Source organism: Actinomycetota bacterium (assembly GCA_030684515.1).
Taxonomy (GTDB): domain Bacteria; phylum Actinomycetota; class Actinomycetes; order S36-B12; family S36-B12; genus UBA11398.
The window spans coordinates 1-15,911 of sequence record JAUXVJ010000028.1; the positions used below are offsets into that span (position 1 = coordinate 1).

The following is a 15,911-nucleotide window of genomic DNA, read 5'->3' on the forward strand; positions in this document are numbered from 1 at the left end:
CGAGCCACCGACGCCTTCGAACGACCCTCAACCACAACAGCGGCTACCACCACACGTGCCAACGACATAACAGGACCCCCACCAAGAACGTCCTCTATGTCTGGAGACACCCGTCCTGAATGTCAAGAACTCAGACACCTCATCGCCCACGGATCCGATGTCCTCGGACATTGGATCGAAACTACGCAGACGGATCCACAAGGCTTCCGTCCGAGTCTGGCTATTTGGCCAGCGGCTCACGAGCAGTCTTCACCCATCCCTGTTGCCCGCGCAGCAATCGGTAGAAGCCCATGAAGGCCACCGGCCACATCACCCAGATGTAGATCATGTACGGCGCGAAGGCCATCAGACTGGCAAGAACTCCACGCCAACCCCGACCGCGAGCAAGCACGAGCACGCCCAGACTCACCGGCCCCAGCGCGAGCATCACCATCACCACGGTCAGCCACAGATTACTCACCGGCAGAAATGGGAATCCAAAACCGACCCACAGGATCAGGCCGGAAATCACCGCGACACCGACGACCAAGGTGAGCACCGGCAGCAACAAGCTGATCAGTGCGTCTACTCGCCGAATCCCAAGCAGGTGATGTGCGTTGAGCCTGCGCAGGCTTCCCACCACCTGCAAATTGCCCTGCATCCATCGCGTGCGTTGCTTGTAGAGCCGCTTCAGACTATTGAGTCCTTGCTGATCAACCTGCGTGAAAGCTTCCTGCTCCCCGAACCAACCGCGCGAGAGCAATCTCAGGCCAAGTTCCTGATCTTCTGTCAGGTAGTCAGACCAGGGTCCTGCATCGTTGGCAACTGACTCAAGCGCGGCGAGCCGATTGAACTGTCCATTGCCGCCCATGAACGCTGCACCCCAGCGTGATCGGCCTGCCTGATACAGCCCGCCAAACACCTCGAATTCCAATTGCTGCATGCGGGTGAGGAAACTCGAGCGGTTATAGATGCGCACATTGACCTGCACGCCGCCGACACGAGGATTGTCGAAATGTCGGCCCACATATGCCGGTGCAGTTGTCGCCAGCCGGCCATCGGCATCAACAATGCCAACGATGACCTGCTCAGGCGTCCAGTGCCCGTATCTCTGGCTGCTCAACAAGTCATGAAGCAGGAATTGGTACGCGTCATCGAGCGCAGCGGCCTTGCCTTTGCGGGCGTTGGGAGCCACGCGGGTGTGCACGATGAGGTCATCACCTGCGATCTGTTCAAGTACCTCGCCGGTGTTGTCATCAGATCCATCATTGATGACGATAATGATCTTGTTCGTCGCCTCAACTGCCCTCAGCCGGGCAACGCTGTCCGCAATCGTGACCGCTTCATTCAGCGCCGGCACCATGAACGCCCACAGGTATGCGCTCTCATCTCCTTGCGGGCGGTTGCGCCAATGGCGGATGTAACCCGTGCCGGATGAGTAGAGCACGACCGTCCACGCGGCACCCAGGAGCACACTGAAGATGGCAATGTAATACCCAAGCCACACAATCCAGGTCAGCACAACCACGGCACATTCCTAGCCCGTGGTAGAGGCGCCAGGCACCTCAGGTGCAGGGTCACGCGGTTTGCTGCGACTCCAGATGATGAGCCCAATGACGAGAAACGCCGATGCGATGATCCCGACGATCAGGAAGCTTCGTGTACTGGTTGTTGAGTCTGGCTCTGCTGGTAGCGCGATCTCCTGCAGCTGTCCGGTGGCGCCCATGGACACCACCTGCCCGGTCAACTGCGCCCATCGACCAATTCCGGTAGCGATCTGATCAGCAAACTGCACATTGAGCAGCAATGCAGCTTGACCCGCACTTGAAGTCAGATCGGTGGGAATCGGGCCGAGAATGACGACGTCACGCTTATTGCTGTAGAAGGCCTGTGCCAACGCAAGAGGTCCAGGAAGCGCAGCTGAGAATCGCGGCGCCGGGTCGCCGACAGAGATCAGATCGTTGATCGTCAGCGGAGCGCCGAGCGTGTCCGTATCAGCAGCACTCGCACCGAGCAGTACACCGGCGAGCCCAGCCGCCTTGAATTCATCGGCCGACATCAGATTGACCGCCAGTTGCTCAGGCGTAGCGGACTCCAGCGCAGCGACCAGGTCTCCGGCTTGCTGTAGTAGTGAGGCTGGATCGCCTGCCGTGCCGATGCCAATCGGAATAGTGGATCCGAGAACCTGCGGGAAGCGCTCAAAGCCAGGTGGCACCGAGTCACCGGAGGTCGGGATCACAAAGCTCTGCGCAGTATCGATGTCCAGACGAGCGGACAGTGGCTGCGGGGTGCACTCGCCTGACGTCGGCACGTATGACAACTGGATCCCCAGTTGATTGTTGCGTCGTAGCTGTTCCGCTGAGATGTTGATCTGCGGAGTGAGGGCGGTCTTGCTCGACATGCCAATCGAGTCAATGAGCGTGCCGTTCCAGGTGAAGTCAATGCGGCCTGATGCGCCCTCCGGCAGCGGTGTGATCACTCCGGCAAGGTTGATCTGCACGGCGGACAGGGACTGCCCAAAGGCCGGCTGATCGATTGCGATCACGCTTTGCAAGGTGCCAACACCGGTCATCGAGAGATTGGACGCACCGAGGTCGGCAAGTGATGTCTTGCCGGTGGCCGGTGCCCAATCAGGGGTTCCGGCCACATTCTCAAGCTTCCTGCCTTCGAATAGCGACAATGCCGGATCGGCCAGCGCGAAGGCGGTGCTCGCCAAGGTGTCTGGCGGCCCAGTCAGATAAAGCGAACCGTCGGATCGCACCTCAAGAGTGCCTCCCGAAGTTGTGGCAGGCGACTGGCTTGAGCCTCCAGTCGTACTGGTATCTGTGACTGCTTGCACCATCACCGTGCGATTAAGGAAATCATCGTCAGGCGCATCGTCAGACACGAGCAATTTCACAATGGTCGGTACTGGATAGATGTGCACGAGCGAAGCCACGGCATCCAGAGCAGCCTGCTGTTCGGCCACAGTCGCCTTCGTGCCCACTTGCACCGTCAACTTCGTGAGTCCTGGCGACAGGAAGGTCCCGATCGTTGATGGCGGAGTCACCGGATGCGAATAGGTCAGGCGCGCGTTGGCAAGTGTTGCTGTTGAGGTGCTGTCAACAAAGCAGTCGGCTTGTGGGTCCAATTGCACATACATGCCGATCACGACGAGTCCTTTGTCAACGTCGTCCGCGTTCGCTACCGCACGTATCGGGCCACCAGTTCGCGCAGGAACCTGCGCTATCCGTCGCCCGTTGATGGTGACGACGATCGTCCCGTCATAAGTAAAGGTGCTGCGGACGTTTGCTTCGAAAACAATCGGTGTTGCACTGTCTGGCAGAGTCACCGCGACACTCGAAGACCCGCCGCCTCCTTTGACACTGAGTACGTACGGAAGTCCGGTGCTTGCAACGGCCGCGCCCGCCGGTGCGTCGTTCGCGGCCCAGACCGCGCCGGACGTGCCGAACAGCAAACTCAGCGCAATGACCAGGGAACTGCTTCGACGCACCAACCCGACAGAACTCCTTGAACGCACGGTCATCAGATGCGATCACTCGAGGAATCCAGATCACTGGATTCAAACGCGTATCCAGCATCGGCCAACACCGAATCGCGATTGAACGGAGGGCCGAACTGCTGGGGCGCAGGGGCATTGAAGATCAAGTGCTCAAAAGCCTGCACGATACGCTCCGATGCGAAGCCATCGCCGAATGGATTCTGTGCTCCTTGCATCTTTGCGTATGCAACCGGATTGTTGAGCAGCTCCAAGGCCTCGGCGGCGATCACATCGGGATTGGTGCCCACCATGCGCAGGGTTCCGGCAACCACGCCCTCTGCGCGCTCAGTGGTGTCACGACACACCAGCACGGGTGTGCCGACGCTTGGACCCTCCTCCTGTATTCCACCGGAGTCGGTGATGGCCAGCTTGGCCAGTTTCAAGAGCCGAGCAAAGGTCACATAGTCGAGGGCATCGGACAGCACCACATTGGGCAGGTTCTCCAACGGCGGCTGCACGTAGGCACGCACTCTGGGATTCGGATGCAGTGGAAGCACGATGGTGATGTCCGGCCGGGCGACTGCGATCCGTCGCACGCCTTCGGCGATGCCCTGAAGACCCGCCCCCCAGCTCTCGCGTCGATGCGCCGTGACCAGCACGAGCCCGCGTCCGTCTTCGAGACCTTCGAGCCGGGCGTCTGGCCAAGGCAGGTCCAGGGACGCCGCCCACTTGAGGGCATCGATACCGGTGTTGCCTGTGACGAACACGGTGTCCGGATTGACTCCCTCCCGGACCAGCGCATCGCGGTTCTTGCTCGTGGGTGACAAGTGCAGCGAAGCGATGCAGCTGAGGAGGGTGCGGTTGAGCTCTTCGGGAAATGGCGAGTTGCGGTTGCCTGTGCGCAGTCCTGCCTCAAGGTGCACGACGGGTAGTCGGGCCTGGATGGAAGCCAGACCGGCAGCAAACGCCGAACTGGTATCCCCGTGCACGACCACGAAGCCGGGAAACTGTCGCTCGCCTGCCTCAGAAGCCAGGCCCATACGAGGACGAGAGCGACGCTCGGCCCGGCCTCCCCTGAAATCTCCCAGCAGGTCATCGATGCCCTTGATCGTGGCAACACAGACGTCATTGATCGTCTGACCCGGCATGCCGATCGCCAGGTCCGCATGCGGGGTGACACCCGCGAGAGCCAGCACGGGATCCACGAGATCCCGATGCTGCCCTGTCGTCACGACGTAGGGCTCAATGAGCTTGGACTTGCGAAGCGCGATCAGAATCGGCACGAGCTTGATTGCTTCTGGTCGAGTTCCGATCACGATCAGGCAACGCACCTTGGGCTGCGCCGAACCACGCCGATCACTGACTTCTGCTGTCTGCTCACTCACACCGCCAGTATGTCCGACCAATATGTCATTTGCGTGACTTACCCGAGCCTTGCAATTGCATTTTCGTACTCGCGCGGATCACGTTCATCGGCCGGCCCGTTCAGCAGCGACCAGACGATGTTGCCTTTGCGATTGACTAGAAAGCTACCCCGCATCGCAAAACCCTTGTCATCAAGTAGGACTCCGTATTCGCGACACACAGCTCCATGTGGCCAGAAGTCACTGAGCAAGTCGAGGGTGAGCTGCTCGCGGGTGGCGAACTCGGCGAGCGCATACGGACTGTCACAGGAGATCCCGAGCACTGTCACCCCGCGGTGCTCAAATGCCTTGACCTTGGACTGGAGCGCCCTGAATTCGCTGGAGCATACCTCTGTGAAGGCAAAGGGAAAGAACACCAACAACACCGCCCGCTGCTCACGCAAGTCCTGCAGACGCACTTTGCCCCCGCGATGATCCGGGAGTTGGAAATCGGGTGCCTGAACGCCAATTGCAAGACCAATGGATGGCATTGCGAGACGCGATCTATCGCTTGGCGCGCGGAGCAACCAGTCGAGTGCCCTGCCAGTTGGAGCCGGCGCTGATGGTGCTCGTCTGCTGCAAGCCAGCCGTCGGAGCTGCGTCAGCGATGTCTTCGGGCTCAATATGTCCCGCTCGACCGGGCTTGGGCGTCATCAGCCACACGACCCCGTGATCGGTGAGGGGGTGGATGGCATCCATCAATGCATCGATGAGGTCGCCATCCTCGTCACGCCACCACATGAGCACGACATCGACCACGTCATCAAAGTCCTCATCGACGAGCTCATCGTCGATGAGCGCCTCAATCGATGTGCGCAGATCCAGATCGACATCATCGTCGAATCCGATCTCCTGAACGGTCATGCCAACTTCAATCCCCAGACGGACCGCACGTTGCCGTGCCCCGTCCTGATCCGCGGCCACCAAGCCTCTCCATTCCTCTTCACTTCAGGCCTCGGCCTGCTCATGCGCCGCTAGTTCACCGGACCCGGGGCAGAATGGCAAGTGGGAGCGCCAAAGATCTCTGGAATCTCCCCCAAATCCACCCGCCCTAGCACGGTGCGCAAGGATGATGGTCGGCACACCACCGTCACTCGGCAACCCGGCGATCCCGGAATCCGACCAAGCGAAGGGTCCGACCAAATGACACCCGCACGTGACCGCGAAGCACTCCTTTCCGGAGGGCTTCCGACTCAATACGTCGACATTGACGCCGAGGAAACTGGCGAATGGATCGACTCCTTCGACAATCTCGTCATCAATAGCGGCAACAACCGAGCTCGGTACATCATGCTCTCGCTGTTGCGAAGAGCCGCTGAACGCAACGTCGGTGTGCCAAGCCTGCGCAGCACCGACTACATCAACAGCATTCCTCCTGAACAGGAGCCAACGTTCCCTGGTGACGAATCAATAGAACACCGCATTCGTCAGATCATCCGGTGGAACGCCGCGATCATGGTGCATCGCGCCCAACGACCTGGAGTTGGAGTCGGCGGGCATATCTCCAGTTACGCCTCAAGCGCCACGCTGATCGAAGTCGGTTTCAATCACTTCTTCCGCGGCCCTGATCACAGCGGCGGCGGCGACCAGGTCTTCTTCCAAGGCCACGCCTCCCCGGGCATCTATGCGCGGGCCTTCCTCGAAGGTCGACTGACGGCGACTCAGCTCGACGGTTTCCGACAGGAGGCCTCTGGCCCCGGGCTGCCGTCATACCCACACCCACGTCTCATGCCCGACTTCTGGCAGTTCCCAACGGTCTCGATGGGGATCGGCCCGCTCAATGCGATCTACCAGGCCCGGTACAACAAGTACCTCGCCCATCGTGGAATCAAAGACACATCAGATCAGCATGTGTGGGCCTTCCTCGGCGATGGCGAGATGGATGAAGTCGACGCAGTCGGCGCGCTGACTCTGGCGGCCCGCGAAGAACTCGACAACCTCACCTTCGTGGTCAACTGCAATCTGCAACGCCTCGACGGACCCGTGCGCGGAAACGGCAAGATCATCCAGGAGCTGGAGAGCCTGTTCCGAGGAGCCGGCTGGAATGTCCTGAAGGTGGTGTGGGGTCGCAAGTGGGACGAGCTGCTTGCCGCCGACCGCGAAGGTGCACTTGTCAACTTGATGAACAACACCGTCGACGGTGATTTCCAGACCTTCAAGGCAGAAGATGGCGCCTTTGTTCGCGAGCACTTCTTTGGACGCGATCCACGTACCGCCAAACTGGTAGAGACCTGGAGCGACGACGATATCTGGGCCTTGCGTCGCGGCGGTCACGACTATCGCAAGATGTACGCGGCATACAACGCCGCAATGCAGGTCAAGGGCCAGCCCACCGTGATCCTTGCCAAGACGGTGAAGGGTTGGTCGCTTGGCTCGCATTTCGAGGGCCGCAACTCAACTCACCAGATGAAGAAGCTCACCCTCGAGGATCTCCTGAGTTTCCGCGACCGGATGCAGATTCCGATTCCGGACAGTGAGATGGATCCCTATCTCCCGCCGTACTACCACCCCGGCCCAGACGACGAGGCGGTGCAATATGTGCAGCACGCGCGCCGTCGGCTCGGCGGTCCAGTTCCCGCGCGCAGAGTTGTGAATGAACCGCTTGTCCTGCCCCCGCTATCGTCCTATGAGGTAGCCAAGCGCGGCTCGGGCAATCAAGAAGTCGCAACGACCATGGCCTTCGTGCGCCTGCTCAAGGACCTCATGAAGGATCCCAACATCGGGCATCGATTCGTGCCAATCATCCCTGACGAAGCCCGCACCTTTGGCATGGATTCTCTTTTCCCGACCGCCAAGATCTACTCCCCTCACGGTCAGCAGTACATGTCCGTTGACCGCGATCTTGTGCTGTCCTACAAGGAGTCGGTGACCGGACAGATCCTGCATGAAGGCATCAACGAAGCTGGGTCCACTGCTTCGTTCACCGCAGTCGGCACCTCCTACGCCACGCATGGTCAGCCGATGATCCCGATCTACATCTTCTATTCAATGTTCGGATTCCAGCGCACAGGTGATGCCTTCTGGGCGGCGATGGATCAGATGGCTCGCGGCTTTGTTCTCGGCGCCACGGCTGGTCGCACTACCTTGAATGGTGAAGGCCTCCAGCACCAAGACGGTCACTCACTCCTACTGGCAAGCACCAACCCAGGTGTCGTTGCCTATGACGCGGCCTACTCCTACGAGATTGCCCACATCTTCCGCGATGGACTGCGTCGAATGTATGGCGAGAATCCCGAGAACATCTACTACTACTTGACGATCTACAACGAGCCCTACCAGCAGCCAGCCGAACCAGAAGATGTGGACGTCGATGGCATTTTGCGAGGCATGCACTTGCTGCGCGAGGCAAGCGGCGAAGGTCCTCGCGTGCAACTTCTCGCAAGCGGAGTTGGCGTGCCCTGGGCGCTGCGCGCAAGCGATCTCCTGCGCGAGGAATGGGGGGTTCAGGCCGATGTCTGGTCGGTCACCTCATGGAATGAGTTGCGTCGCGACGGTCTGGCAGTGGATCGTCACAATCTGCTGAACCCAGAAGGTGAGGCACGCACCGCCTATGTGACGCAAAGACTGGCCGGCCGTCCGGGCCCGGTCATCGCAGTGTCGGACTACATGCGCGCAGTGCAGGATCAGATTCGTGAATGGGTCGACCAGCCATTCGTGTCACTGGGCACCGATGGCTGGGGGATGTCCGACACGCGCGGTGCATTGCGTCGTCACTTCCTTGTTGATGCCGAATCCATCGTCGTGCAATCACTCAGCATGCTGAGCAAGCACCACGACTTCGATCGAGCTCGTGTTGCCGAGGCGATCGTGCGCTACCAACTGCATGATCCAGGTGCCGCCTCCGCCGGAAACACAGAAGGCTCAGGCTGAGGTGGCGAACGATCCCAAGCGATTCCTGCGTTACCTCGAGGAGGAACGCAAGGCCGCTTTGCTGTATCGATCTCTGGCCGATACTTTGGATGGCGAGCGGCAAGAGGCGCTGTATGAACTGGCAGACATCGAGGATCGACATGCCAGGCACTGGATTGCGAAACTGACTCAGGCAGGTATTGAAGTGCCTGAACCGCCCACCTCGATGCACGCCGACGACGCCGCACTCGTTGCGCGCGCGAACGCTCTCGGTGTCGACCATGTGCTCGCCCATCTTGAGCAGGCCGAGTCTGAGGCCACGTCGCTGTACGACGATGAACCCGAGGCTCCCGACTCCATGGTGCGCGAAGAGGCCTGGCACATGGAGGCGTTCCAGCGGATGCGCTCCGATGGCCCGGTCCTACCGATTCGCGGAGCACTGCGCGCTCCAGGGCCCGACAACATGGAACCCTGGCATCGCGGTGACAATTCTGGCAGCGCTCGGGCCGCCGTGTTCGGCATCAGCGATGGTCTTGTCTCAAATACTGCGCTGGTCATGGGATTTGCCGGTGCCAATCCCGACAGCAGAACGATCTTGTTCGCGGGCTTTGCCGGCTTGCTCGCTGGAGCCTTCTCAATGGCAGCGGGTGAATACGTCAGCGTTGCCAGCCAGCGGGATCTGTTCCGTCGGGAGATTGATCGCGAGGCGATGGAGATTGCCACCAAGCCTGAGGAAGAGCAGAAGGAACTGGAGCTCATCTACCGTGCCAAGGGAGTTCCGCGAGATGTCGCAGAGGCAACTGCTGCCAGCATCATGCAGGATCCCAAGAAGGCGCTCGACACCTTGGTCCGCGAGGAGTTGGGACTCAATCCCGATGAACTTGGAGCGCCCGTGCGCGTAGCTGTCTTCAGCTTCACAGCCTTCACAATCGGAGCCTTCGTGCCGGTGTTGCCCTACCTCATTACATCCGGCACCTTGGCCCTGTGGCTGACCATCATCTTGTCGACAATCTCCCTGCTCGTCGTCGGCGGAATTGTGGGTCGGCTTTCCGGCCGCGGCGTGACCTTCAGTGCTCTGCGTCAATTGATGTGGGGGGCTGGTGCAGCCGCTGTCACTTTCGTCGTCGGTTCGCTCATCGGCACGAGCACCGGCTGATGTGAAGGCAATTCCGCTTCCACTTCAATTGGTGCGGTCAACCAGTGAACTCACCACTGCGGCGACCCGGCGCATGGAGACTGAGTTTCCCTGGTACCGCGATCTGGGTGCCAAGGAGCGTTCGTGGGTCAGCATGGTCGCCCAGGCCGGCATCACGGCATTTGTTGACTGGTACGAACAGCCAGAACGGGTAGCCGAAATCACTGCCGGGGTCTTCGGCTCGGCGCCGCGCGAACTGGCGCGAGTGATTTCACTGGAGCAGACCGTGTCATTGGTACGCACCACGATCGACGTTGTCGAAGAGGCCATTGAAGGCATCGCCGATGAGCAGACCCGAATTCCGCTGCGCGAGGCTGTACTTCGATACTCCCGCGAGATCGCCTTTTCCGCCGCAGGCGTCTACGCCCGCGCTGCAGAAGCCCGTGGTGCGTGGGATGCCCGAGTCGAAGCACTCGTCGTGGATGCATTCGTCCGGGGGGATCTGGACAGCACGGTGCTCAGTCGTGTCAGTGCGCTCGGCTGGTCTGGTCAGGGCTCAGTAATGCTGATCGCCGGCTCACCGCCATTGGGCGAACCAGAACTCGCACTCACAGTGCTACGCCGTGCTGCCAGCAACCATGGGGTGGATCTGCTGACTGGCATCCACGGCTCAACCATGCTGGCGATCATCGGAAGGGTCAGCGCGACTGCCCGGACCGCACGAGTGCTCACTGCGCACTTCGGTCCTGGCCCGGTGGTGACCAGCGATGAGCTTGTCGGACTGGACCAAGTGCCGGCCGCCGCGCGCATCACCATGCAGTCCCTGCGCTTGGCGCATGCCTGGCCCCAAGCTCCGCGACCGGTCTCCACCCACGACTTGCTCCCCGAACGAGCGTTATCCGGCGATACTGATGCCCACGACGAGCTGATCAAAGGGGTCTACCTGGTCTTGGCAGCTGAACCGACCCTGCTGCAGACCGTGGCCTGCTTCCTGGAGGAAAGTCCTTCATTGGAGGCCACCGCCCGGCAATTGTTTGTCCATCCCAATACCGTCCGATATCGCCTCCGGCGGGTGACTGAACTGACCGGGCTGTCTGCTCAAGACCCTCGTGACGCCTACTCACTGCGGATCGCACTCACCCTTGGCAGAGCACAGCAATAGTTGGTTTCATCAGGAATCAATGGAATTGGACGGCTATTAGCCGCCCATCTCCACATTTCTTTGTGGGAACCCTCTAAGTTTTGCGCTATGACATTGGCGGCTGCAACCTCGCACTCATGGCCCCCCGCCAGACAGGCTTAGCAGGTGCTCGCGATTCTTGCTCCCGGCCAGGGAGCCCAGACCCCGGGCATGCTGAGCCCCTGGCTCGAACTCCCCGGCGCTGCTGCGCATCTGGATCTGCTCTCCGCTGCTGCCGGTCTAGATCTGGCCGCGCACGGCACCACATCAGATGCCGATCAGATTCGCGACACTTCCGTTGCCCAGCCCCTGATCGTGGCATCCAGCCTGTTGTCGTGGGGCGCTCTTGGTAGCCCTGCACCCGACCTTGCGGCCGGCCATTCGGTCGGCGAAGTCGCCTCAGCCGTCATTGCCGGTGTCCTGACCGAAGCGGATGCGATGAGTTTCGTCAGCGAGCGCGGGACACGCATGGCACAAGCAGCCACCCTCGCTGCAACTGGCATGAGCGCGGTGCTCGGTGGCGATGCTGCCATCGTGGTTGCCAAGGCTGAAGAACACGGATTGACGCCGGCAAATATGAACGGCGCCGGCCAGATCGTGGTTGCCGGAACTTTGGACCAGCTCGCTGCTTTCGCTGCCGATCCGCCAGAGGGCGGGCGCGTGCGCCCCCTTGATGTTGCGGGTGCCTTTCACACGCTCCATATGCACTCAGCAGTTGGCCCACTTGGAGCATTTGCCACCTCGATAACGCCAGCTGATCCAACAACCATCCTGTTGTCCAATGCCGACGGCAGTGCGGTAGCTGATGGCGGTGCGGCACTCAATCGCCTCATCGTTCAGGTCAGCAATCCGGTCCGTTGGGATCTGTGCATGGAGATGATGACTTCGATCGGTGTCTCGGCCGTTCTTGAACTTGCGCCGGCCGGAACCTTGGTCGGGCTTGCAAAGCGAGCAATGCCTGGTGTTGCGACCGTGGCGCTGAAGAGCCCTGACGATCTGGAAGCTGCCCGATCACTCATCACTGAGCACGCTGGAAGGGTTGACGAATGACCGGCATCATCACCGTTCCACAGGGCCCGAAGTATGCGCGCATCATGTCCGTGGGCGCATACCGACCAGAGCGTGTTGTCACCAATGCTGAGATCTGCACGCGCATTGATTCAACCGACGAGTGGATTCAAGAGCGGTCTGGCATCACCGAACGTCGCTACGCGGCCGAAGACGAGAGTGTCATCGACATGGCGGTCGCTGCGGCCAATGACGCTATCCACAAGGCTGGCATCGACCCTGACGAAGTGGGCCTGGTACTGGTCGCCAGTTGCACCTATCCCTTTCTCACACCCTCAGCCGCAACGCAGATCGCTGTACGGATCAATGCCACTTCTGCAGCGGCCACCGACATTTCCAGCGCCTGCGCGGGCTTTTGCTACGGGGTCGGCATGGCAAGTGACGTCGTGCGCGGCGGCAACGCCAAGTACGCGATCGTCATCGGCGCGGAGAAGTTGACAGACTGGTTTGACCACTACGACCGCACTTTGGCCTTTCTGTTCGCCGACGGAGCCGGAGCCGTGGTCATTGGACCATCCGAGGTTCCGGCCATTGGCCCTACCATGTGGGGCGCTGACGGCACCATGATCGATGCCCTCGGCATTGCACCTTCATTCTTGGAGCAGCGCAAGGACCCGATCAATAACGTGCCCAAGCTCTACATGCAGGGCCAGACCGTCTTCCGCTGGGCAATCACTGTCATGGCCCAACTGGCGCAAGAGGCATTGGACGCCGCTGGACTCACGGCAGACGACCTCGATGTCTTCATCGCTCACCAAGCCAACAACCGCATCACTGACGCCTTGATCCGTGCATTGAAGTTGCCCGATCACGTGGCTGTGGCACGCGACATCATCACTCAGGGCAATACATCGGCTGCATCAATCCCGCTGGCCATGTCACGCCTGTTCGATGAAGGCGAGGCCAAGAGCGGCGGCACAGCGCTCATCATCGGCTTCGGTGCCGGCTTGGCCTACGCAGCGCAGGTTGTCACCCTCCCCTAATTCCTCCCACCCAAACACAAATTACGAACACGAAAGGAAAGTCATGAGTGAGGACATCCTGGCCGGCTTGGCTGCGATTGTGAACGAGGTTGCCGGTGTACCCGTCGAGGACGTCCAGGCGGACAAATCCTTCGTCGATGACCTTGATGTGGACTCACTGTCCATGGTTGAGGTTGTCATGGCATGTGAAGACAAGTGGGGCGTGAAGATCCCTGACAGCGAGGTCAAGAACCTCAAGACAGTCGGCGACGCAGTGACGTACATCAGCGCCAACGTCTAGAACTCTTCTTCAGCGGGGTCACTGCACGTGGCCCCGCTGATCGAACTACCGTGCTTCATTTTCTGAATACAGGAGAAACGCTATGACTCGCAATGTTGTTGTGACCGGCATCGGCATGACCACGCCCCTTGGTGGCGACGTCGCATCAACATGGGCTCGGGTATTGGCTGGGCAACCAGCCATCTCCATGATGGGTCCCGACTGGCACCCAGATCAGCCCGCGAAGATTGCCGGATTGATGATGGTGGATCCAGAGGATGTCCTTACTCGGGTAGAAGTGCGCCGCATGGACCGCTCTGAGCAGTGCGCCCTGATCGCCACACGTGAGGCATGGTCCGATGCTGGCTCACCGCAGGTTGATCCCGTACGTCTCGGAGCAGTCGTGGCATCAGGAATCGGCGGCGTCAATTCGCTGATCTCTGCCTACGAGACGATCAAGGAAAAGGGACCGCTACGGGTATCGCCACACATGGTCACCATGATCATGCCCAATGGGCCGGCGGCCATGGTCGGACTGGAAGTGGGGGCACGCGCAGGAGTGCACACGCCTGTCAGCGCATGCGCTTCTGGTGCGGAGGCAATTTCCTACGCAGCTCGGATGATTCAAACTGGCCGCGCCGATGTCGTGGTCACTGGCGGAACCGAGGCTTGCATCAATACCGTCACGATGGCCGGCTTCGCGGCCATGAGAGCGCTCTCCACTCGCAATGACGATCCCAATACGGCTTCGCGGCCCTATGACCTTGACCGCGACGGCTTTGTCATGGCTGAAGGCGCCGGCATCCTGATTCTTGAGGAAGAAGAGTTTGCACTGGCACGCGGCGCCCGCATCTACGGACGCTACGGCGGCGCTGGCCTGACTTCAGACGGTCATCACATTGCCCAGCCAGATCCAGAAGGCACTGGTGCAACACGCGCAATGCGCGAGGCGATCCAGGATGCCGGACTCCAGACATCCAGCATCGTGCACGTCAATGCCCACGCCACCTCCACCGCACTTGGCGACTTCGCAGAATCGATCGCCTTGCGTGCGGCGCTCGGCAGCAATATCGATCAGGCGATCGTCTCGGCAACCAAGTCGATGACCGGGCACCTACTCGGTGGAGCGGGCGCAGTGGAGTCGATCTTCTCGATCTTGGCTTTACGCGATCGCCTCGCCCCGCCGACACCCAACATCTTCAACTTCGATCCTGCGATCCAGCTCAATGTGACGCGCAACGAGCCCGTGACCCTGCCTGCTGGCGATATCGCAGCGTTGAACAACTCCTTCGGCTTCGGCGGGCACGATGTTGCGCTGGTCTTCACCAGCCTGTAATCCAGCCACTTCCTGCTAGCGTGCGGCGGGTGCTGCTTCCTCATCGTGGGCTCAGAGAGATTCACACAGGTCGCGACTTCGAACGACTGATCAACTTCAGCGATGCAGTCGTCGCCGTGGCGATCACTGTCCTGGTGTTGGCGATCGTGGACATTCAGCCTCGCGAGGGCGAGTCCACGGTCTGGATGATCATCGCCGACAACAGCGGGCAGATCTTCACCTTCTTCTTCACGTTCTTGGTCGTGGGCATCATGTGGCTCGCGCACAATCGAGTACTCAACCAGCTTCGAGGCTTCGACGGCCTGACCTTCTGGCTGAACCTGCTCTGGCTGGCAGGTATCGCCTTCCTGCCATGGCCAAGTTCGATGTACGGCGAAGAATTCGGCTGGGGCAATGGGGACACCATGGAGCACGGTGGCGGCACGAGTGTCCTGTACTGGGGAACTTTGGCTGTCATCAGCACATTGGCTTTTCTCATCGCCTGGCACGCCCGTCATACCCCTGCCCTGCTTGAGCCAAAAGCTCGTGCGGCACTTGCTGAATCTGGAGATCGAGGTCAGTACCGCGGGCTGGTATTCGCGGCGCTGTTCATACTGATCGCGCTGGTTTCTGCTTTCTCGCAGGAAGTTGCCTCGTGGATGCCCTTCTTGCTCATCCCGGCAAGCATCGTGATGCGCGCGCCATCAGCGCTAAATGACGTCGTGGAGAACTCGGACAGTTGAGCCCTCATGGGCACATCTGAACGGCTCGAGTTCCTCATCCCAAGGAGCGCCAATCAAACGCGCGATCTCCTCGGCCAGACCATCGCCTGTCACCGCTGCTTGAGTCAGTGCAGTGCGCAGACGCTCTTCGGCGACCATGACATCTCCATGCTCGCCGATGTCGGCACGAAACAGCCCAAGTGTTGGCGTGGCGGCGAATCGCTCGCCAGCGCGGTGACCATTGGCGTCCTCGGTGACTTCATAGCGGACCTGGCCAAAGGCGAGCAAGGCACTGGCGATCTGGGCGCCCATGCCAAGCGGCCCCTGCCATAGGAGCTCTGCTCGCACCATGCTCGGCGCGATCGGCTGCTCGTTCCAGTCCATGTGCACACTGGTGCCAAAGACGCTGCTCAGAGCCCACTCCAGATGGGGGCTGACTGCTTTGGGGCAGGCGTGTATGAACACCACTCCGCGCGCCGCAGCAACTTCACGGACGGTGGAGTTCGCAGCCTTCGCTTGCACGTGCGTTGTCATCGA

Annotated in this window: 14 protein-coding genes; 8 read left to right on the forward strand and 6 right to left on the reverse strand. The window is 60.4% G+C overall.

Features of this window, described 5'->3' with window-relative positions; genetic code table 11:
- Positions 1-220: 220 nt before the first annotated feature.
- Genes Q8M73_12105 through Q8M73_12125 form a run of 5 tightly spaced genes read right to left on the reverse strand, consistent with a single transcriptional unit; the run spans position 221 to position 5,787 of the window.
- Positions 221-1,507 (reverse strand): glycosyltransferase family 2 protein, encoded by a 1,287-nt coding sequence (locus Q8M73_12105; GenBank protein ID MDP2289293.1) that lies wholly within the window; start codon positions 1,505-1,507, stop codon positions 221-223.
- Positions 1,508-1,516: 9 nt separating this feature from the next.
- Positions 1,517-3,472 carry a cellulose biosynthesis cyclic di-GMP-binding regulatory protein BcsB gene (locus tag Q8M73_12110; GenBank protein MDP2289294.1) on the reverse strand — a complete coding sequence of 652 codons (1,956 nt, stop codon included), beginning with the start codon at positions 3,470-3,472 and terminating at the stop codon, positions 1,517-1,519.
- A gap of 32 nt (positions 3,473-3,504) precedes the next feature.
- Positions 3,505-4,845, reverse strand: coding sequence for a UDP-N-acetylglucosamine 2-epimerase (non-hydrolyzing) (gene wecB / locus Q8M73_12115; protein MDP2289295.1), 1,341 nt, complete (start codon positions 4,843-4,845; stop codon positions 3,505-3,507).
- A 38-nt stretch (positions 4,846-4,883) separates the two neighbouring features.
- Positions 4,884-5,354 carry a redoxin domain-containing protein gene (locus Q8M73_12120; protein ID MDP2289296.1) on the reverse strand — a complete coding sequence of 157 codons (471 nt, stop codon included), beginning with the start codon at positions 5,352-5,354 and terminating at the stop codon, positions 4,884-4,886.
- A 13-nt stretch (positions 5,355-5,367) separates the two neighbouring features.
- Positions 5,368-5,787, reverse strand: coding sequence for a DUF3052 domain-containing protein (locus tag Q8M73_12125; GenBank protein MDP2289297.1), 420 nt, complete (start codon positions 5,785-5,787; stop codon positions 5,368-5,370).
- 219 nt (positions 5,788-6,006) lie between these two features.
- On the opposite strand from Q8M73_12125, the gene aceE reads away from it, so the two are divergent.
- The 8 genes from aceE (at position 6,007) to Q8M73_12165 (ending at position 15,395) form a co-directional block, all read left to right on the forward strand.
- Positions 6,007-8,733 (forward strand): pyruvate dehydrogenase (acetyl-transferring), homodimeric type, encoded by a 2,727-nt coding sequence (gene aceE / locus Q8M73_12130; GenBank protein MDP2289298.1) that lies wholly within the window; start codon positions 6,007-6,009, stop codon positions 8,731-8,733.
- Positions 8,696-9,868 (forward strand): VIT1/CCC1 transporter family protein, encoded by a 1,173-nt coding sequence (locus Q8M73_12135; GenBank protein ID MDP2289299.1) that lies wholly within the window; start codon positions 8,696-8,698, stop codon positions 9,866-9,868. Before aceE ends, Q8M73_12135 begins: the two co-directional genes overlap by 38 nt.
- A 31-nt stretch (positions 9,869-9,899) precedes the next feature.
- Positions 9,900-11,009: a helix-turn-helix domain-containing protein gene (locus Q8M73_12140; protein ID MDP2289300.1), complete on the forward strand. Its 1,110-nt coding sequence runs from the start codon at positions 9,900-9,902 to the stop codon at positions 11,007-11,009.
- Between the two features lie 144 nt (positions 11,010-11,153).
- Positions 11,154-12,077, forward strand: coding sequence for an ACP S-malonyltransferase (locus tag Q8M73_12145; protein ID MDP2289301.1), 924 nt, complete (start codon positions 11,154-11,156; stop codon positions 12,075-12,077).
- On the forward strand, positions 12,074-13,078 hold the full coding sequence (locus Q8M73_12150; protein MDP2289302.1) for a beta-ketoacyl-ACP synthase III: 1,005 nt from the start codon (positions 12,074-12,076) through the stop codon (positions 13,076-13,078). The genes Q8M73_12145 and Q8M73_12150 overlap by 4 nt, the downstream gene beginning before the upstream one ends.
- A gap of 43 nt (positions 13,079-13,121) precedes the next feature.
- A complete protein-coding gene (locus tag Q8M73_12155; GenBank protein MDP2289303.1) occupies positions 13,122-13,358 on the forward strand; it encodes an acyl carrier protein in 237 nt (78 codons plus the stop codon).
- A gap of 82 nt (positions 13,359-13,440) precedes the next feature.
- Positions 13,441-14,673, forward strand: coding sequence for a beta-ketoacyl-[acyl-carrier-protein] synthase family protein (locus Q8M73_12160; GenBank protein ID MDP2289304.1), 1,233 nt, complete (start codon positions 13,441-13,443; stop codon positions 14,671-14,673).
- 29 nt (positions 14,674-14,702) lie between these two features.
- Entirely contained in the window at positions 14,703-15,395 is a 693-nt protein-coding gene (locus Q8M73_12165) for a TMEM175 family protein (protein ID MDP2289305.1), read from the forward strand.
- Here the strand turns inward: Q8M73_12165 and Q8M73_12170 are convergent.
- A complete protein-coding gene (locus tag Q8M73_12170) occupies positions 15,363-15,908 on the reverse strand; it encodes a DUF3145 family protein (GenBank protein MDP2289306.1) in 546 nt (181 codons plus the stop codon). The two genes, Q8M73_12165 and Q8M73_12170, sit on opposite strands and share 33 nt — an antisense overlap.
- Positions 15,909-15,911 lie beyond the last annotated feature (3 nt).

Bases quoted from the DNA above. Each gene is read 5' to 3' on its own strand.
- Q8M73_12120 (MDP2289296.1), bottom strand. From the start codon at position 5,354: ATGCCATCCATTGGTCTTGCAATTGGCGTTCAGGCACCCGATTTCCAA.
- aceE (MDP2289298.1), top strand. From the start codon at position 6,007: ATGACACCCGCACGTGACCGCGAAGCACTCCTTTCCGGAGGGCTTCCG.
- Q8M73_12150 (MDP2289302.1), top strand. From the start codon at position 12,074: ATGACCGGCATCATCACCGTTCCACAGGGCCCGAAGTATGCGCGCATC.
- Q8M73_12155 (MDP2289303.1), top strand. From the start codon at position 13,122: ATGAGTGAGGACATCCTGGCCGGCTTGGCTGCGATTGTGAACGAGGTT.
- Q8M73_12160 (MDP2289304.1), top strand. From the start codon at position 13,441: ATGACTCGCAATGTTGTTGTGACCGGCATCGGCATGACCACGCCCCTT.
- Q8M73_12170 (MDP2289306.1), bottom strand. From the start codon at position 15,908: ATGACAACGCACGTGCAAGCGAAGGCTGCGAACTCCACCGTCCGTGAA.